Source organism: Enterovibrio sp. FF113, assembly GCF_041439165.1.
Lineage (GTDB): Bacteria > Pseudomonadota > Gammaproteobacteria > Enterobacterales > Vibrionaceae > Enterovibrio > Enterovibrio norvegicus_A.
The window spans coordinates 50,381-69,810 of record NZ_JBGONO010000027.1; the positions used below are offsets into that span (position 1 = coordinate 50,381).

At 47.9% G+C, this 19,430-nt stretch carries 16 protein-coding genes; 4 read left to right on the plus strand and 12 right to left on the minus strand.

What is annotated here, in order from left to right:
- Position 1 precedes the first annotated feature (1 nt).
- The 7 genes from ACED36_RS18870 to aspA form a co-directional block, all read right to left on the minus strand.
- A complete protein-coding gene (locus ACED36_RS18870) occupies positions 2 to 1,729 on the minus strand; it encodes a sodium:solute symporter family protein (RefSeq protein WP_371733685.1) in 1,728 nt (575 codons plus the stop codon).
- An 11-nt stretch (positions 1,730 to 1,740) separates the two neighbouring features.
- Positions 1,741 to 2,013, minus strand: a complete 273-nt coding sequence (locus tag ACED36_RS18875) for a DUF4212 domain-containing protein (protein ID WP_016960681.1) — start codon at positions 2,011 to 2,013, stop codon at positions 1,741 to 1,743.
- A gap of 191 nt (positions 2,014 to 2,204) precedes the next feature.
- Complete coding sequence (locus ACED36_RS18880; RefSeq protein ID WP_016960682.1) at positions 2,205 to 2,837, minus strand: MarC family protein; 633 nt, start codon at positions 2,835 to 2,837, stop codon at positions 2,205 to 2,207.
- Positions 2,838 to 2,965: 128 nt separating this feature from the next.
- A complete protein-coding gene (locus tag ACED36_RS18885; RefSeq protein WP_016960683.1) occupies positions 2,966 to 3,604 on the minus strand; it encodes a response regulator transcription factor in 639 nt (212 codons plus the stop codon).
- Positions 3,605 to 3,739: 135 nt separating this feature from the next.
- Entirely contained in the window at positions 3,740 to 5,548 is a 1,809-nt protein-coding gene (locus ACED36_RS18890; RefSeq protein ID WP_016960684.1) for a protein-disulfide reductase DsbD, read from the minus strand.
- A 178-nt stretch (positions 5,549 to 5,726) separates the two neighbouring features.
- The gene (locus ACED36_RS18895; RefSeq protein WP_016960685.1) at positions 5,727 to 7,034 is read right to left on the minus strand and encodes an anaerobic C4-dicarboxylate transporter; all 1,308 of its coding nucleotides are present in this window, start codon (positions 7,032 to 7,034) and stop codon (positions 5,727 to 5,729) included.
- A 220-nt stretch (positions 7,035 to 7,254) separates the two neighbouring features.
- On the minus strand, positions 7,255 to 8,715 hold the full coding sequence (gene aspA / locus ACED36_RS18900; protein WP_371733686.1) for an aspartate ammonia-lyase: 1,461 nt from the start codon (positions 8,713 to 8,715) through the stop codon (positions 7,255 to 7,257).
- 428 nt (positions 8,716 to 9,143) lie between these two features.
- On the opposite strand from aspA, the gene ACED36_RS18905 reads away from it, so the two are divergent.
- Entirely contained in the window at positions 9,144 to 9,653 is a 510-nt protein-coding gene (locus ACED36_RS18905) for an FxsA family protein (RefSeq protein ID WP_371733687.1), read from the plus strand.
- Positions 9,654 to 9,731: 78 nt separating this feature from the next.
- Here ACED36_RS18905 and ACED36_RS18910 read toward each other — a convergent pair whose 3' ends face one another.
- The 4 genes from ACED36_RS18910 to ACED36_RS18925 are packed head-to-tail and all read right to left on the minus strand — an operon-like array spanning position 9,732 to position 14,495.
- Entirely contained in the window at positions 9,732 to 11,681 is a 1,950-nt protein-coding gene (locus tag ACED36_RS18910; RefSeq protein ID WP_371733688.1) for an acetoacetate--CoA ligase, read from the minus strand.
- Positions 11,682 to 11,689: 8 nt separating this feature from the next.
- Positions 11,690 to 12,310 (minus strand): maleylacetoacetate isomerase, encoded by a 621-nt coding sequence (gene maiA / locus ACED36_RS18915; protein ID WP_371733689.1) that lies wholly within the window; start codon positions 12,308 to 12,310, stop codon positions 11,690 to 11,692.
- A gap of 16 nt (positions 12,311 to 12,326) precedes the next feature.
- Positions 12,327 to 13,322, minus strand: coding sequence for a fumarylacetoacetate hydrolase family protein (locus ACED36_RS18920; protein ID WP_371733690.1), 996 nt, complete (start codon positions 13,320 to 13,322; stop codon positions 12,327 to 12,329).
- A gap of 3 nt (positions 13,323 to 13,325) precedes the next feature.
- Positions 13,326 to 14,495, minus strand: coding sequence for a homogentisate 1,2-dioxygenase (locus ACED36_RS18925; RefSeq protein ID WP_371733691.1), 1,170 nt, complete (start codon positions 14,493 to 14,495; stop codon positions 13,326 to 13,328).
- A gap of 169 nt (positions 14,496 to 14,664) precedes the next feature.
- On the opposite strand from ACED36_RS18925, the gene ACED36_RS18930 reads away from it, so the two are divergent.
- Complete coding sequence (locus ACED36_RS18930; RefSeq protein WP_016960692.1) at positions 14,665 to 15,117, plus strand: MarR family winged helix-turn-helix transcriptional regulator; 453 nt, start codon at positions 14,665 to 14,667, stop codon at positions 15,115 to 15,117.
- Positions 15,118 to 15,142: 25 nt separating this feature from the next.
- On the opposite strand, the gene ACED36_RS18935 is transcribed toward ACED36_RS18930, so the two are convergent.
- Entirely contained in the window at positions 15,143 to 16,495 is a 1,353-nt protein-coding gene (locus tag ACED36_RS18935) for an MATE family efflux transporter (RefSeq protein ID WP_371733692.1), read from the minus strand.
- 274 nt (positions 16,496 to 16,769) lie between these two features.
- Between ACED36_RS18935 and ACED36_RS18940 the strand changes: the two genes are divergently transcribed.
- Positions 16,770 to 17,060 carry a co-chaperone GroES gene (locus ACED36_RS18940; protein ID WP_016960695.1) on the plus strand — a complete coding sequence of 97 codons (291 nt, stop codon included), beginning with the start codon at positions 16,770 to 16,772 and terminating at the stop codon, positions 17,058 to 17,060.
- A gap of 44 nt (positions 17,061 to 17,104) precedes the next feature.
- Complete coding sequence (groL, locus tag ACED36_RS18945; protein WP_016960696.1) at positions 17,105 to 18,742, plus strand: chaperonin GroEL; 1,638 nt, start codon at positions 17,105 to 17,107, stop codon at positions 18,740 to 18,742.
- The last annotated feature ends 688 nt before the right edge of the window (positions 18,743 to 19,430 follow it).

The window sequence follows — 19,430 nt, forward strand, 5'->3', positions numbered from 1 at the left end:
ATTAGTGTGACTGTGCATCGCCTGCGCCAGCAGGAATGCGCACGTGTTCCACCAGATCTTTCACGTGTTGTGGTGTTTCCGCTGTTACGCGTGATACTGCGATAGCGACAGTGAAGTTAATCAACGCGCCGATAGCACCGAATGCGTTTGGCTCAATACCAAAGAACCAGTTGCTACCCCAGTCTTGCAGGAACTTCCAGTCAGCAACAAACAAAATACCTTTGTGTTGGAATACGTAGAACAGGGTGACACTGATACCTGCGATCATACCCGCTATCGCGCCTTCTTTGTTGATGGTCTTCGAGAAGATACCCATCATCAGAGCAGGGAAGATAGAGGAGCCTGCTAGACCGAAGGCGAGCGCCACCGTGCCGGCGGCAAACCCGGGCGGATTGAGCCCGAGGTAACCGGCAAAGGCGATGGCAAAGGCCATTGCTATCCGGCTAGCCATGAGCTCGTTCTTCTCGGATATATTCGGCATCATGACCCCTTTCAACAGGTCATGAGACACCGCGGAAGAGATAGCCAATAGCAGACCCGCTGCCGTAGACAGTGCTGCTGCGAGACCACCCGCTGCAACCAATGCAATCACCCAGTTAGGCAGTTGTGCGATTTCAGGGTTCGCCAGAACCATGATGTCACGGTCAACTTTCAGCTCGTTCGTTGCAGCGCTTGAGGTGTAGTTAATTTCGCCGTCATTGTTTTTGTCGTCAAAACCAAGCAGACCCGTTTTCTCCCAGTTCTTGAACCAGTCAGGACGCTCATCATAAACAAGGTGCTGACCCGGAGCAGGGTTCACAGTGTCCATCAGATTCAAACGTGCCATTGCAGCAACAGCTGGCGCAGTGGTGTAGAGAATCGCGATGAAGAACAGCGCCCAACCCGCAGAGATACGTGCGTCACGTACTTTAGGTACAGTGAAGAAACGAATGATAACGTGTGGCAAACCTGCGGTACCAATCATCAGTGACAAGGTGTAGACGAACATGTTAAGGGTGTCACCGCGTACTGATGTTGTGTATTCGCTGAACCCGAGTTCGCTCACCACCTGATCAAGCCGATCGAGCAGATAAGTATCCGTGCCTGTCATGGTACTGCCTAAGCCAATTTGTGGCAGAGCGTGACCAGTAAGTTGCAGCGAAATAAAGATAGCAGGAATGGTGTATGCGAGAATGAGGACACAGTACTGTGCAATCTGGGTATAGGTGATGCCTTTCATGCCACCGAATACCGCGTACATGAATACGATCGCCATACCGATGTACAGGCCAGTTTCGTAGTCCACTTCAAGGAAGCGACCAAATGCAACACCCACACCTTTCATCTGACCGATAACGTAGGTGATAGAAGCAATAATCAAACAAATAACGGCCACAATACGGGCAGTGTTTGAATAGAAACGCTCACCGATAAACTCAGGCACAGTAAATTTACCAAACTTACGCAGGTAAGGCGCCAGAAGTAGAGCCAGCAAAACGTAACCACCAGTCCAACCCATCAGGAATACTGAGCCGCCGTATCCCATAAAGCCGATAAGACCAGCCATTGAGATAAATGACGCTGCAGACATCCAGTCGGCGGCTGTTGCCATGCCGTTTGCAACAGGATTAACCCCACCGCCTGCAACATAAAACTCTTTCGTTGTTCCTGCGCGAGCCCAAATCGCGATGGCGATATAGAGCACAAACGTAAAACCTACGACAAGGTAAGTAACGGTTTTCAAATCCATGATACAGCTCCTTACTCGTCGTCTTCTACGCCAAACTCACGGTCGAGTTTGCGCATCTGAAAAGCGTAAATAAAAATGATTGCTAAGAAGGTATAAATTGACCCTTGTTGTGCAAACCAAAAGCCCAGTTTGTAGCCGCCGATGCGGAATTGATTAAGCTCATCAACAAACAGGATGCCGCAACCAAACGACACCACAAACCAAACCACTAATAAGCCGATCATTAGCCTGACATTTTTTTGCCAGTAAGCTTGGGCGTTATCTCTTTTCTGTTCCTCAGACATCACCATCTCCTTAAGTGCCGAGTTAACGGATTGTTACGTTTCGACAATAGCAGGCTAGATGGGAGGAAACACTGCAACTTTAGTCGAGCGAAATAAGTCCGTAACTGATTGTGCTATAGGGGATTGTGTGACGAGGGATCAACCTTTGGCTTGTTAATGGGATGTTAACTAAGCCAAAGGTCTAATAGGCTTTAGGCTAAGGTGTAAAAATCGAGAATGCCCTGTAGCAAATTGTTGGTTGCAACGGCTGCAAGGATTAAGCCCATAACGCGGCTTATGATGGATGCGCCCACTTGGCCGATGATTTTGTGGATCACACTGGCGCTTAACAGCAGCAGCAGGGTAACCACTAATACCAGCATCATAATGCCCGCAGTCATGGCTTGTTCGGCGAGGGCAAAGCGGTGATTGTCGGTGAGCATCACAATGGCCATCATGGCGCCGGGCGACGCAATAGAAGGTACGGCTAGCGGATATACTGCGGTAGCTGACAGGTCTGAGCGTGTGAGCGTATCACTGCTCATTTTGGTCTCTTGATCGGGTTTGCTCTCGCCAAAAATCATCGTTAAGGCAAATAACAGCAAGACTAAACCGCCTGCAGCCTGAAAGGCAGGCAGTGGAATTTGCATAGCTTCGAGCAAAAACTGGCCAGCGATAAGAAAGAACAGCAGGATGGACGCTGAAATGAGTACGGCTTTAACAGCCACGACACGTCGTTGCTGTTTGGTCATATGGCTGGTTTGTGAGAGGTAAACAGGGACGGAGCCGATGGGGTCAATGACAGCCCAAAGGACGACGAACTGGGTGATTAATACGCTAAGCAAGTATGGCCTCCTAGTCGAGTAGAGAAGGTCAAAAGATGGCGAGCCAGAGCGGCAAGCTATGATTGAAGATGATACCACACCTTGCTTTCAGCTTGCTGTCTGTTTGGTAAAGAGGGGGTTAAATGTGGTTAATGATCGGGTGAACTATGTTGAAGCAAAATAACCGCTTGAGTGCGATTTTTTACCCCTAACTTGCGAAAAATTGCCGTCATATGCGCTTTAATGGTGGCTTCTGATACATTGAGTTCATAGGCGATTTGTTTGTTGAGCAGACCGTCAGATAGCATACCTAACACTTTGTATTGTTGAGGTGTTAACGATGCGACCTTTTCCATTAGCGATTCTTCATCGCTATGACCACTAAAATCAACGCCCTCAGGAAAGCATGGCTCGCCGTCTAACACTTGATTTAGGGAGTTAATCAACTCTCGCATATCACTGGATTTAGGAATAAAACCCACCGCACCGTTGGCTTTCACCTGACGGACAACGCTGGCTTCTTCACTGGCAGATACGACCACGATCGGGAGCTCTGGATATTGCACCCGTAAATGGATAAGTCCTGACATGCCATTGGCGCCGGGCATTTTCAAATCCAGCAGCAGCAAATCAATATCGGGTTCTTTTTCTAAAAGCGCAGAAAGACTATCAAGCGAATCTGCTTCAAGCAGGTTCGCACCACTGATCGCCATGTGCACTGATTGGAACAGTGCATTGCGAAACAAGGGGTGGTCGTCAGCGATGACAATGGTGTATTGAGCGTCCATAGCGATTTCGTTAATACCTCTTTAACAAAAAAGCTAACACTGGGCATGAAATTGATCAATTTGCATAGGTGGGAAGTAAGAGCTTGATCCCCCGTCATCAGTAGGCAATGTCGGGGGGATCAAGTTTGAGTGCAATTAACCCTGAGAATTAATCAGCTGATTTTGCGCTAAGTGAGATAGAAAGGGGACTGGCCCCATAAAACCGGTTAAGCGAGCATCGGGCATTGGATTGCCGTCAGCATCCCAAAAATCCAGCGTCGGTAGCCCAAGCACATTCAATGATATGAGCAGTTTGATGTCTTGTGGTCGGTTGGCGGTGACATCCGCTTGTAGCAACACAATGTCTTGTAATTGCGGTGCCACCTTTGAATCATGGAAGGTGTATTTTTCAAATTCCTTACATGCAACGCACCAATCTGCATAGAAATCCAACATAACCGGCTTGCCTGCTTGTTTAGCCGCGGCCAGCTCGCGATTCAAATCGTCGATAGACGTGATGCGCGTAAAATTAACCTCAGGAATGTCCGCTTTGACGCTGTTAACAAACAATGCGTTGTAGGTGTATGCCGCACCAGTGCTGAGCCCCAGAATCGCAATGATACCTAAGATGCTCGCCAGCTTGCCTGGTTGGAGTGTTCGGCTGATGTGATACAGCCATCCCAAAGAGACAAGCAGCCACACTGCCCATAGCCATATGCTGATTTCTTCCGGCAGTAAGCGCTCCAGAAGAAAGATCGGGGCTGCCAGCAGTATCAAACCAAAGAAGGTTTTGACTTTATCCATCCATGCGCCAGCTTTTGGTAACAGCTTGTTGCCGAACATCGCTGCAATAATCAATGGGATACCCATACCTAGCGCGAGTGCATAAAGCGTGACCGCGCCAGTGAGCAGATCGCCACTTTGCGCGACATAAAGCAGAGCGCCAGAAAGTGGAGCCGTGGTGCACGGAGAGCAAATTAGTCCGGAAATTGCTCCCATCGCAAAGACTCCCGCGCTGCTGCCACCTTTTTGATGGTTACTCATTTCACTGAGCTTGGTTTGCAAACCCGTCGGAAGCTGCAGGTTAAATACACCGAACATCGACAGCGCTAGCACAACAAACAGTGCGCTTAGTCCCATCAACACATAGGGGTGTTGAAACGCCGCTTGAAATTGCAAACCGGCCGAAGCCACGACCAACCCCAATAAGGTGTAAGTCAGTGCCATGCCTTGAACGTAAAGCATGGAGAGCTTGAATGTCTGACCATGTGTTTTCTTACCGCCACCTAGCACGATACCAGTGAGAATTGGATACATAGGTAGTACGCAAGGCGTAAAAGCAAGGCCAATGCCTAAACCTAAAAACAACAAAGGCTGCCACCAGTTGTCTGCCAAGCTGCTCACATCCGTTTGTGAGCCAGAAGATGGTATTCGTGTTGCCGTTTTCTCTGATTGGTTTTGGGTAACAGTGGGTGTTTTGTCTGTTGTTGAAGTACCACTAGTCACTGCGCTTAGCGGGACATTTACGGTTTCTGGTGGATAGCAAAAACCTGCATCGGCACAGCCTTGGTAGGTGACATTTAGCGATGAGCTGTCAGTGGCGCTAAGAACTGGCACCGTGACGGTTAATGGTTTTTTATAGATCAAGACGTCGCCAAAGAATTCATCTTTGTAAGGTTGGCCTTGGCGCATCTCCATCGAGCCAACTTTTGCGTCCTCGCTGACCTTTACCTCAAACTTATCTTGATAGAGGTAATACCCAGGCATGACCTGCCAATCAAGATAAACACGATCGCCTTGCTGCGTGAAGTTGAAGGGGAACGCTTGATCAACAGGTACAAATTTCGGCGTACTATCAATCGAGGGTGCGGGGGAGTTAAACAGAGAAAACTCTGCATGTGCGGGAAATGCGCTCATTAGCGCAAGCGCAAAAATGGCGATAAATCGTGAGCCTATTGTCGACATAGCCTTCATCAGAAACTGTTTACCTAAGAGTGGAACAAACTATATCACTGAGACCGGAAAAGGCTGAATTCGTTTCCAGAAAGTGTCAGTTAAATAATTTTAGGCGGTTGGGCGTTGTTTGATCGACTGTGAAAAAAGAAAAAGGGCCCAAAGAGCCCTTTGTCGAGTGAGGTGTTGGTTACAAAATGATGCCACCAACCACAAAGCCTAGCGCAACCGAGGTGCTAATGGTGACGACACCCGGAATGAAGAAGGGATGGTTGAACACCAGGTTACCAATGCGGGTTGAACCAGTGTCATCCATTTCTACCGCGGCCAGTAAAGTTGGGTAGGTTGGCAATACAAACAGCGCAGAAACGGCGGCGAAAGAAGCGATTGCCGTTAATGGTGCAACGCCAATGGCCAGTGCGGCAGGCATTAATGCAACCGTGGTAGCACCTTGCGAGTAAAGCAACATGGAAGCAAAGAACAAAACCATTGCTAGCATCCACGGGTATTCAGACAGTAAGGTGCCTGCCACTTCTTTGATGCCATCAACGTGTGCATTGACGAAGGTTGATCCTAACCATGCCACACCCAGTACACACACACATGCTGTCATCCCCGAGCGGAAGGTCGGTGCTTCGGCAATTTTCGACGCATCAATGCCCGTGGTCAGCACAATCAGTGCAGCGGCTGCCAGCATAAAGGTCATGATGGCTTCATTACGCCCAAGTGTTGGGTTCTCAATCAAGCCAATTGAGCCCGAAATCGCAGCGGCGTAGCTCACTACAATGACGATCGCCGCCAAAAAGATGTAAGTCGCTTTTTTCGCTGTCGGCGCGATAACACGCTTTTCTGTGCCTTGCAGCTTGATCTGTCCTTTTGCCAGACGTTCTTGATAAACAGGATCGTCTTTCAGTTCGCAGCCCATGAAGTTCGCGACAAAAGCGCCCGCCATACAAGCAATAAAAGTAGTAGGAATACAGATCGCCAGTAGCGTTAGGTAACCAATACCAAGAGGCTCAAGGATGCCAGAGAAGAAAACCACTGCCGCCGAAATAGGAGAAGCAGTGATGGCGATTTGCGATGCCACCACAGCGATAGAAAGTGGGCGAGATGGACGAATACCTTGTTCTTTAGCCACTTCTGCAATAACAGGTAGCGTTGAAAACGCCGTGTGCCCTGTACCAGCCATTAGTGTCATTAAATAGGTTACGATCGGCGCATAGAAGGTGATTTGCTTTGGATTCTTACGAAGGAAATTCTCTGCTTTTTCAACCAACCAGTCCATACCGCCAGCAACCTGCATCGCTGCAATGGCTGTGATCACGGACATAATGATCAAAATAACGTCGATAGGGATGTAACTTTGGCTGGTGGGCATGCCCAAAAATAATGAAAGGGCGATAACGCCCGCGCCACCGGCTAAACCGATACCAATACCACCGATCCGCGCACCTAAATAGATAAAGGCGAGAACGACGAACAACTCCACTGCTACCATGGGTAACTCCTGCTCAAATGATGAAAATGAAAAAACAAACGGAGCGACTTTCAATCCGTGCTTTTGTGCCTTTAACCTAGATGTTTATATGGTTTCTAGGGCGCAATAACAGCGTTAAAAATCTCTTCGTTTGCTTTACATCAAGCCCTGTGAATCACCACGGTTTTGGGCTTTAAAGCAAAAAAATGGGTACTCATTGTGAGTACCCATGATTTGACACTTAGTTATAGCGCTTCGCTTTGTATTGCGGATGCATCAAGTTTTCGACAGAGAAGATATCGTCGAGCTGCTCTTCCGTTAGAAGGCCGCGCTCAAGCACAACATCTCGCACACTCTTGCCGGTTTCAGCACAGATTTTACCGACGATATCACCTTCGTGATGGCCGATAAATGGATTGAGGTAAGTCACGATGCCGATGGAGTTGAAGACATAGCTTTCACAAACTTCTTTGTTCACGGTAATGCCATTAACGCATTTCTCACCCAAGTTGATACAGGCGTTAGACAGAATCTCAATAGATTCGAACAGTGCCTGACCGATTACAGGTTCCATGACGTTCAACTGAAGCTGACCCGCTTCTGCTGCGAAGGTTACCGTGGTGTCGTTACCAATGACTTTAAAGCACACCTGATTCACCACTTCTGGGATCACAGGGTTAACTTTCGCTGGCATGATAGAAGACCCTGCCTGCATTTCTGGCAGGTTGATTTCATTAAGACCAGAACGAGGGCCAGAAGACAGTAAACGCAAGTCGTTACAGATTTTCGACAGTTTCACTGCGAGGCGCTTAAGTGCACTGTGAACCATCACATAGGCACCGCAATCTGAGGTTGCTTCAATCAGATCTTCCGCTGATGTGCAGTTAAGACCAGTCACATCAGCCAAACGTTGAACGGCAAGTTGTTGGTAACCTGCAGCTGCGTTTAGACCCGTGCCGATAGCGGTCGCGCCAAGGTTAACTTCTAGCAACAATTCGGCGGTGTACTTCAGGTTCTTCACTTCTTCTTTTAGAAGGACAGCAAAGGCGCGGAATTCTTGGCCAACCGTCATAGGCACGGCGTCTTGAAGCTGGGTGCGACCCATTTTCAGAATGTTCTTATTCTGCTCCGCTTTGCCTTCAAATTCGCTTTGCAGGTAGCTGATAGAATCCATCAGCGTTAGGATGCTGTTGTATACCGCAATACGAAAACCCGTTGGGTAAGCACAGTTGGTTGATTGACTCTTGTTGACGTGATCGTTTGGATTGACCACGTCATAGTCGCCTTTTTCCTTGCCCATGAGTTCTAGCGCAAGGTTGGCAATCACTTCGTTGGCGTTCATGTTGACCGAGGTCCCCGCGCCACCTTGATATACATCAGAAGGGAACTGGTCCATGCATTTGCCTGTGTCCAACATCAGGTCGCAAGCTTTGATGATGTAGTCACCTACATCTGCAGGGATAACCCCTAGCTCTTTGTTGGCCATTGCAGCGGCTTTTTTGGTGAATACCATGCCGCGAACAAACTCAGGAACATCTGAGATAGTGGTGCGTGAAATATTGAAATTCTCGATCGCTCGAAGGGTATGAATACCGTAATACGCATCGGCAGGAACATGGCGTTCACCGAGTAAATCTTCTTCGATACGGGTCGCGAGATGAGGGATAGTCAGATTTTTTTCGAGATCAATCGTCTGTGACATAGTTTGGCCCTAAATGAAACTTATTTTGGATAATTAATAGCCATAAAGTTCGCTGTAGAGTCCATTCACCAGAGATTTTGGCTGGATGAGTGTAAGTTTTCATCCGATTTATGCTAATGGATTTTACTCCTACACTGCCGTAAAAACATGAGAAAGATCACCAATTAAAACGAAGTCAGACTAATTGCACAGTTCTGTGATCTAGATCTTCATTGCGCTTGTTTCTCATTGTTTTATCGAGCTATCGAAACGTATTGATACTGTTAAAATCTGTACCTTAACGCTAATTTTTTTGATAATTGCCTAAAAAGCACCTGTGCTTTGTTGAACCCATTATCTAGTTTTTTCCAACCGTCAGCATTCGTTATTTAGCAATGCTAGTATGGCGGTGAAGTTTGTCGCCCTCAGAATGAGAAAGAGGTGTACGCGTGTTTCCTATTTTGCTTTTGATGTTCATTACTGTCCCTATTATTGAGATTGCCTTGTTTATTCAAGTTGGCGGCGTGTTGGGTCTATGGCCAACAGTGGCGTTGATTTTGTTGACTGCGATTGTGGGCGCGTCTTTGGTTCGCAGTCAGGGGCTGCAAACACTGATCTCTGTGCAACAGCGCTTACAGCAAGGCGAATTGCCTGCACAGCAAATCGTGGAAGGTGTGATGCTGGCCGTTGCGGGTGTTTTGCTATTGACGCCCGGTTTTATGACAGATGCGATGGGCATGGCATTTCTATTGCCGTGGCCGCGAGCATGGCTGGCAAAGCAATTGATGAGTCGCGTGAAAGTGGCTGGCTTTCAAAGTGGCTTTCAGCAACAAGGTCCGTTTGGTCATGATCCCTTTGGCGAGCGAGATGATGGGCAACCTCGAGATAAATCTGCAAATGGCAGTACGTTTGAAGGTGAGTACGAGCGCAAAAAAGACGAGACTGATCGTTTGAACTGATCTTGGATAGTCGCGGACAGAAACAACAAAGCCAACCCCACGGTTGGCTTTGTGCGTTTGGGCTTACGGAGATTAGTGCTATAATTCCGGTCTGTTTTTATATTGATCTAGCGATTCAGGGTTATCTAAGGCACTCAGCTGTGCCACAGCGCGACCATGCACTACATCGCGAACGGCAAGTTCAGCCAGTTTTCCTGACTTGGTGCGTGGAATATCGGTAATCGATAGGATCTTGGCGGGTACGTGTCTTGGTGTGCAACTGGTGCGGATCGTGTTGCGAATTTTCCGCTCAAGGGCATCATCCAAATCGATACTGGGTTTGAGTTTCACAAACAGTACGACGCGGACATCGTTTTGCCAATCTTGTCCAATCACCACGGAATCGAGGATTTCGTCTATCTGATTAACATGGCGATAGATTTCAGCGGTGCCAATGCGCACGCCACCAGGGTTCAATATGGCATCTGAACGGCCAAAGAACAGCATGCCGCCTTCATCAGTCAGCTCAACGTAATCGCCATGGAACCAGATATCTTCAATTTTGTCCCAGTAAGCTTTGTGGTAGCGCGCTCCATCGGTATCGAGCCAAAAACCCACGGGTTGGTTAGGGAAGCTGTTGCAACAGACCAGCTCGCCTTTCTCATCGCGAACAGGCTTTCCTTCGCTATTAAACACTTCAACATCAAGCGCCAAACCGCGAACCTGACTTTGACCGCGGAATACCGGTGAGATTGGGCTTCCCAACACAAAGCAGCCACAAATGTCGGTGCCTCCGGCGATTGAGCTCAGTTGCAGATCGTTTTTGACGTCTTGATAGACGTAATCAAACTGCTCTGGGCCCAACACTGAGCCGGTTGAGCACAGGGTGCGCAGGGTGGAGAGTGAATGTTCGCGCATTGGCGAATAGTTTTGTTTTTCTAGAGCTTCCAGGTATTTCGCGGATGTGCCGAATAGCGTCACTTTTTGTGCATCGGTTAACCGCCAAAGCACACCAGCATCAGGGTAAAACGGTGAGCCATCGAACAATACCAGTGTCGCGCCACTCGCCAGTGCGCTTGCCATCCAGTTCCACATCATCCAACCACAGGTGGTGAAATAGAAAACGCGATCACCCACTTTCACATCAGAATGAAGCTGATGCTCTTTCAGATGATTGAGCAGCATGCCGCCGACGCTGTGAATAATGCATTTAGGCTTACCTGTCGTACCGGATGAATACAGCACATAGAGCGGATCATTAAAGCCTACGCGTGTAAATGTTAATGCCTCGGCAGGCTTGGCCAACAGAGCGCGCCAGCATGTCTCGTCGTTGTTTAACGGTGTACCGCCGACATAAGGGATCACGACCATGTGGGAGAGACTGTCGACCCCATCCCGCACTGCACGGGCTTTATTTAGGTTGTCATGTGTTTTACCGTTGTAATGGTAGGCATCAGTAGTAAACAGCACTTTGGGCTGTGTCTGGCCGAAACGGTCTAGCACGCTGTCCGTGCCAAAGTCCGGCGACGTTGATGTCCAAATCGCGCCTAGCGAAGACGCGGCCAACATGGCAACCACAGTTTCTGCGATATTAGGAAGGTAGCCTGCCACCACATCACCTTTTTCAACGCCACAGGTTTTGAGGTAGGCGGCAATGCAACTGACTTGGCGCACGAGCTCTGCCCAAGACATCGTACTGGCTTTCTCATCTTCCCCAGAGAAGATGATGGCGTCCTTATCGGGTATGTCTTTTGCCCATTGCAGCAGATTTTCTGCAAAATTCAATTTGGCATCTGGAAACCAGCGACTGTTTTTATTGGGGTCTTTGTCTGGCTTATCGACGATACGCTCGCCTTGTTCACCGACCACGCCAGCAAATTGCCATAAGGTTTTCCAGAAGGCTTCGCTGTTTGATATTGACCATGAATACAGCTGGTCGTAATGGGTGATTTTCAACGCGTACTGACGGTTTATCGTGTTAATTAACGCTGTCAGGTTGGCATTCGCGATACGCGTTGCGCTAGGTTGCCACAGAGGCTGATTTGACATGCTTGCTCCTAAACATTGTCTGGATGCGCCTGCTCAAAGGCGGGTAAGGCCTGGCAGTGCTGTTCTATCTTTTTTAGTGTTGGGTAGGGGGTCAAATCGAGATGGTAGCGGCGGGCATTAAACAGCTGTGGAATAAGACAAATATCGGCAAGCGTTGGAATATCATCACAACAAAACGCGGTTTGTGAGTGTTCCACCTTCTTTTCTACTGCGCTCAGTCCTATGCGAAGCCAGCGCAAATACCAGTCCAGTTTTTCGTCTTCACTGTGTCCCATTGGGCCAGTAAGGTGTTTGAGTACCCGAAGGTTGTTCAAAGGATGGATATCACAGGCAATGTCTAGTGCTAAAGCTCGACATTTGGCGCGTGCAACGCTATCTGTTGGCAATATCGAAGGGGATGGGTATACCTCTTCTAGGTATTCGATGATTGCCAGCGATTGCGTCAAGACTTGACCATTATCGACCAAGGTGGGAACCAGCCCACTGGGATTAATCGTCATATAGTCATCACTTTTTTGGTCGCCGTCGAGTAACGATACTGATTGGGGCTGGTAGCTCAGCCCCTTAACATTGAGCGCAATACGAACGCGGTATGAGGCTGACGATTTACTGTAGTCATAAAGCTTCAAAGCTCGCTCTTCCTTGCTATCTTTGTTGCGCTATCCCGTAAGGGGTAACCTCTTGCTCAATCCGTCCGAAGATTGAACGACTTTCCTTGTCATGCATCTCGATTCCGACCCTATCACCATAGAGTAGAAAGGAGGTTTTGGGTGCTCCAAGATCCAGAATTTCCAACATTCGTCGCTCTGCAATGCAACAAGAGCCTTTGCTACGGTCAATATTTGACACAGTTCCTGAGCCGATAATGGTGCCAGCGCCCAATGGACGGCTTTTTGCTGCGTGCGCGATGAGGTCGGCAAAATCAAACGTCATGTCGACGCCTGCATTGGGTGCGCCGAATAATTCATCGTTAAGATGTACGGACAATGGCAAGTGCACTTTGTTGTCTTGCCAGTTCGATACTAATTCGTCAGGAGTGACAGCGACGGGGGAAAATGCCGAAGCGGGCTTGGATTGAAAGAAACCAAAACCTTTCGAAAGCTCTCCTGGAATGAGGTTTCTTAGTGAGATATCGTTGACCAGCATGAGTAATTTGATGTGTTCTCCAGCCTCACTAGATGAGGTTGCCATGTTGACATCATCAGTGATGATGGCCACTTCCGCTTCAAAATCACATCCCCAGCTTTCGTCGCACAGTTCGATATTGTCACGAGGGCCGAGGAATTTGTCGGACATGCCTTGGTACATCAAGGGATCGGTCCAGAAACTCTCAGGCATGCTTGCCCCACGTGCTTTGCGCACCAATTCCACGTGATTGACGTAGGCGCTGCCATCCGCCCATTGGTAGGCGCGGGGCAGTGGTGAGTCGCAGTCTACTGGGTGAAATGTAAATCGACCGGATGCTTTGTTGGCATTCAATGCGTCATAACGTGCTTGCAACAGTGGCGATAGGGTATCCCATTCATCTAAGGCATCTTGCAGAGTGAAGGCGATGTCTGATGCATCAACGGCTTGAGTCAGATCGCGGGACACTAAAATGAGTTTGCCATCGCGGCGGTGTTTCAGGGAGGCCAGTTTCATTGTTTACTCCTTCATTTCTTTATTCCGTTTCGTTGGACTAGCCTCGAGGGGCGTGCACCAAGACATTACGTAATCGTCAACTTCGGTTTGTTTAGCTGCTTCACCCAAATCTAGCGGCATTCGTGTGTCGATCATGACGGCGACTTCGTCGGTTTGCTTTTTCTTTGCTTTGGCGCCAGCTTCAAATGCTTTGGGGTGCGGGCCATGCGGAAAACCACAAGGGTGATGTGTCACCATGCCGGGGTGAATATTGTCGCGGCTGAAGAACTCGCCCTTGTGATAGAAAATCACTTCATCGTAGTCATCATTGTTGTGATAGAAGGGCACTTTTAATGCGCCGGGGTCTGACTCAATAGGGCGAGGCACAAAAGTGCAAATGATAAATCCGTTGGCCACGAAAGTGGTGTGTGCTGAGGGAGGCAGATGATATCGATGACTCATCAATGGGCGGATATCACGCCAATTGAGCCTAAATACGGTGAGTTCGCCTTTCCAGCCAACCGCATCGAGTGGGTTGAACGGGTAGGTGATTCGATTCATTGCATTGCGTGATTTTAAATAGACCTCCCATTGGCCTTCTTTTTGTTGCTGGGCGAGGAAGCGTTCATCCATACGAGGATGTTCGAGCATCGCAGGATCAAAGATGGCATGATCGCCGACGATCCCGCGTTCCGCACCCATGTAGGATCCGTTGGTGGCTTCGATCATCAATAACGTGACCGGCGAGTTGGGTTCGATGCGCCAGTTGGTCGAGCGTGGAATGATGAGGTAGTCGCCATCTCGAAATGTCAGATGTCCGTAATCACAATATAACGACCCTGCGCCTTCATGAACAAACAGGCAATCATCACCGTCCCCATTTCTGACCAAGTAATCCATGTTTTGATGGCAGCGCCAGATTCGAACTTTCACGTTGGAGTTAGAGAGCAATAAAGGTGCGGTGAGTGGGTTGTTACCCGTATCGGCAATGTTGTTGGTGTCAAAGGCGTGTGGGCGGAGGTCTCCTTCCCAGTCTATCCAACCAGTAGGAGCATGCTGGTGGTACATGTGCGTGGCGGGGCCAAAAAAGCCCTCTTTGCCGCATTCGCGTTCAAAGGTACCGTCGGGTAAATCGCAATGCGCCTGTTGCGATGTTACGCCTTCTTTTATAGGGAACGAAAACCACTTTCGCATTTGTCCTCCTGCCGCACGTTGTCTGTGTGGGTGATTTGAGGGAGCTGGTAAATAGTTTCATTTGAAACTACATTAAGCATAGTGCCCAATGTTAAAAAGTGGCAACTGAATATCGAGTGATTTTTGTGGTTGTTACTTGGGCTGTAATGTGACGAAAAAGGAAAGCCGTATGGCGAATGCACAAGCATTTATTTTGGATGATTTTTTACCTTACAAGTTAGTAAAAACAGCAATGCACGTCTCAGATGCGTTAGCGAAAATTTATCAAAAGGAATTTGGGATCAGCCGTTCAGAATGGCGAGTATTGGCTTCACTTGGTGCAAGAGATGGGGTGTTGTCGAAAGACTTAGCCAAAGAAACGAGTATGGATAAGGTAAAGGTATCGCGCATCCTCAATAGGCTCGAAGCGAGTGGCATAGTGATGCGTGAGACGCTAGAGAAAGATCAACGCGCTGCACTTATTCGATTGACCCAGCAAGGCAATGAACTTTATCAAAAGATAGTGCCACGGGTGTTGGATTGGGAGCGTAAAGTGCTTGATGGGCTTACGGGGACTCAGTATCACGATCTATACGCCGCGCTTGATACACTTCAACATCGAACCCGAGAACTCGAAGATTAAACGGTTTGTGGTTTGTCATGTTGACTTACGAAGTAGGGACTGGCGTTGCCAGAGTGCGACGACGAAGTAACAACGCGATGCCATAAGCAATCATACCCGCGATGCCATTGGCGGCAGCGATACCGATAAACATACCTTCTGTGTTGTCTAAAAGGCTTCCAATCCACGCCATCGGCAGTAGCAAAACAAATAAACGCATAAGGTTTATCGCGAAAGCCAGCACTGGTTTTTTCATGGCATTGAGCGCACTGACCAACATCATCATTACTCCTTGCATACCGTAACTTGCCGGCACAACAATCAAGTAGTGCCACAGTTTGTTTTGCACCGCAGGTTCTTGACTGAACATAGATGCGATAGGCGCGCTTAATGGCACCATTGCAATGAAAATGAGTAGCTGGAACAAGATGGAAAAGCGCATGGCTCGGAACAATGCATCGAAAGCTCTCGATGGGTTACTGGCTCCGAAATTTTGTGCCATTAGCGGTGTTAATGTTGAGGTCAATGCCATCATAACAATAAGTAGAAGAGATTCTATGCGTTGCGCCGCGCCATAAGCGGCAACTGCAGCCGTGCCTTGTGCGGCTAATAACATCATGAGAATGGCGCCGGATATCGGATTCAATGCATTCGATAACGCGGCGGGCGTGCCGATGGCAAGGATGTCTTTCCAATCTTGAATGAGTTTACTAGGGGATGGGCGAGCAAGCAGCTTTTCCCTCTTTATTAGTACATACAAAGAACATACGAGCGCCCCTGCCCAGCTAATGGCACTGGCGATGGCGGCACCTTGTACGCCTAACTCGGGGACAGGGCCGAGACCAAATATCAGTAATGGATCGAGAAGGCCGTTGATGACGCCAGCCACGATCATAATCTTCGCAGGGGTTTTGGTGTCTCCGGTGGCGCGTATGGCAGAGTTGCCGGCCATAGGTATCACGAGCAAAGGAATACTGAGATACCACACGTTCATGTAATCATGGATAAGCGGAAGTAAGCGGTCTTGTGCACCCAACAGCCTAAAAAGCGGATCTATAGTCGATAGGCCAATGATGCTGGCAACAATGACCAGTAGCACCGCCAAAATCAACCCGTGTCCGGATATTCTTGCTGCATCACCTATATCACGCTTGCCAAGCGAACGGGCAATACAAGTTGAAAGGCCTACCCCTATGCCCATAGTGATGCAATTCACGGCAAACGTGATCGGGAAGGTGAAACTAACCGCTGCTAATGCATCTGTACCTAAAAGGGATATAAAGAAGGTATCAACAAGGCTAAAAGCCAAAATAGCAACAAGGCCAAACACCATAGGAATGGTCATGTTTTTGAGGACTTGGTCGATGGGCCCTGTCAGTAGGCCATGTTTATCCTTCATACTACTCTCGGATAGTTTCTTCTCGCTTTGAGAAGAAAAGCGGAAATGTCGAAATCGACTGGCTATCTTCTTTGTCTATAAGGCAGGGCTACCCTAATGGATAGAATGTGATGTCGCAAAAGATATTGGCCAAAAAAATGGAAAAAATTTGCATTTTCCCCCTTGGGATTGAGATAACCCACCCCCACTTAGAAGGTACTTTGGAAGCGACGAACGCTGTTGTTTCCTTTTTAATTCCATACATGGATCACTACATTAATTCAGGAGACGACCAATGAACATTCGTCCACTACATGACCGAGTAATCGTTGAACGCCAAGAAGTTGAATCAAAATCTGCTGGTGGCATTGTTTTAACTGGTTCAGCTGCTGAGAAGTCGACTCGCGGTGTTGTGCTAGCAGTAGGCAAAGGCCGTATCCTTGAGAACGGCACTGTTCAGCCTTTGGACGTTAAAGTTGGCGACACTGTTATTTTCTCAGAAGGCTACGGCACTAAGACTGAAAAAATTGATGGTAAAGAAGTCCTGATCCTGTCTGAAAACGACATCATGGCTATCGTTGAGTAATTACTATTTCACTATAGAAACAGAATTTATAAAGGAAGAGAGAAATGGCAGCTAAAGACGTTAAGTTTGGCAATGATGCACGTACAAAAATGCTGGAAGGCGTAAACGTTCTAGCAAATGCAGTGAAAGTAACCCTTGGCCCTAAAGGTCGTAACGTTGTTCTGGACAAATCGTTTGGCGCACCTGTTATTACTAAAGATGGCGTATCTGTTGCTCGTGAAATTGAACTGGAAGATAAATTCCAGAACATGGGCGCACAAATGGTTAAAGAAGTGGCGTCACAAGCTAATGATGCTGCTGGTGACGGTACAACAACTGCCACGGTTATCGCGCAATCTATCATTACTGAAGGTCTTAAAGCAGTTGCAGCGGGTATGAACCCAATGGATCTGAAGCGTGGTATCGACAAAGCAGTCATCGCTGCTGTTGAAGAGTTGAAAGCACTGTCTGTTCCATGTGCAGATACCAAAGCGATTGCGCAAGTTGGTACTATCTCAGCAAACTCTGATGAGACAGTGGGTAAACTGATTGCAGAAGCAATGGAAAAAGTTGGTCGTGACGGTGTTATCACTGTTGAAGAAGGTCAATCTCTTCAAGACGAGCTAGACGTAGTAGAAGGTATGCAGTTTGATCGCGGCTACCTGTCTCCTTACTTCATTAACAACCAAGAGTCTGGTTCTATTGATTTAGATAGCCCATTCATCCTATTGGTTGACAAGAAAGTATCAAACATCCGTGAATTGCTACCGACTCTGGAAGCAGTTGCGAAATCTTCACGTCCACTGCTGATTATCGCTGAAGACGTAGAAGGTGAAGCATTAGCAACACTTGTTGTGAATAACATGCGTGGCATCGTGAAAGTCGCTGCTGTTAAAGCACCAGGTTTCGGCGACCGCCGTAAAGCAATGCTACAAGACATTGCGACACTGACTGCAGGTACTGTGATTTCTGAAGAAATCGGTATGGAACTGGAGAAAGTAACGCTGGAAGATCTTGGTCAAGCAAAACGCATTACTATTACTAAAGAAAACACCACTATCATTGATGGTGCAGGTGATGAAGCATCTATCCAAGGTCGTGTTTCTCAAATCCGTCAGCAAATCGAAGATGCAACGTCAGATTACGACAAAGAGAAACTGCAAGAGCGTGTTGCTAAATTGGCAGGCGGCGTTGCAGTAATCAAAGTTGGCGCAGCAACTGAAGTTGAAATGAAAGAGAAGAAAGATCGCGTAGAAGATGCACTGCACGCAACACGAGCAGCTGTAGAAGAAGGCGTGGTTGCCGGTGGCGGTGTTGCACTAATCCGTGCTGCACACAAAGTCGTAGATCTTCAAGGCGACAACGAAGACCAAAATGTAGGTATTCGTGTAGCGCTGCGCGCGATGGAATCGCCAATTCGTCAAATCGCATTGAACGCCGGTGATGAAGACTCTGTTGTTGCTAACAACGTGAAAGCTGGTGAAGGTAGCTACGGTTACAACGCAGCGACTGGCGAATACGGCGATATGATTGAAATGGGTATCTTGGACCCTACCAAGGTAACGCGTTCAGCTCTGCAATTTGCAGCATCTGTCGCTGGCCTGATGATTACCACTGAAGCAATGGTAACCGAAGCGCCTAAGCAAGATGGCTCTGCAATGCCTGATATGGGCGGCATGGGTGGCATGGGCGGGATGATGTAATCTCCGTTTCTGCAGAAACTATTCTAGAAAGCCCGCGTTAGCGGGCTTTTTTTCGTATAAAGAAAGAGTTAGTCAAGGCCACGTGTTCTCTGGGCTGTACGAGAATTGACTAACATGCAATTTTGATTAAAAAATAGTCGTGCGGTTTTTGGATTCTGTGCTTTACTCAATAATCTCGCAGTCACAAAACAGTCATTGCAGTGAAATCATATCGACATATGGGCCTTGACCTCTGACTCTCATCGGTACAGATTTGTATATGCAGCATGCATTTTGTACAAAAATGTCGATTTTGAGCGATTAGTGACCATTTGGCATCGAAAGTGTGATTTTTTTCATGAAACCACTTGCGCCAAACTCTGAAGTCCCTATACTGCGCCCCATCGACACGGAACACGGCGAGTTAAGCCGCTTACCAAGTCAACGTTCTTTAACAATTTGACCTATACAATCTGTGTGGGCACTCGTACTTGATAGACATAAGATTTATCAATGAACTGAGTGACCCAAGATGGTTGAGCTTTTCGAAGTGACACTGTCAACACAGTCAATGCAGTTTTGCCTTAGGGCAAAAAAGTAATTCAGTATTCATTGAGCGTTAGACCTGTTTCTTCGGAAATGGGGATAACAAGAAAAATTCTAATTGAAGAGTTTGATCATGGCTCAGATTGAACGCTGGCGGCAGGCC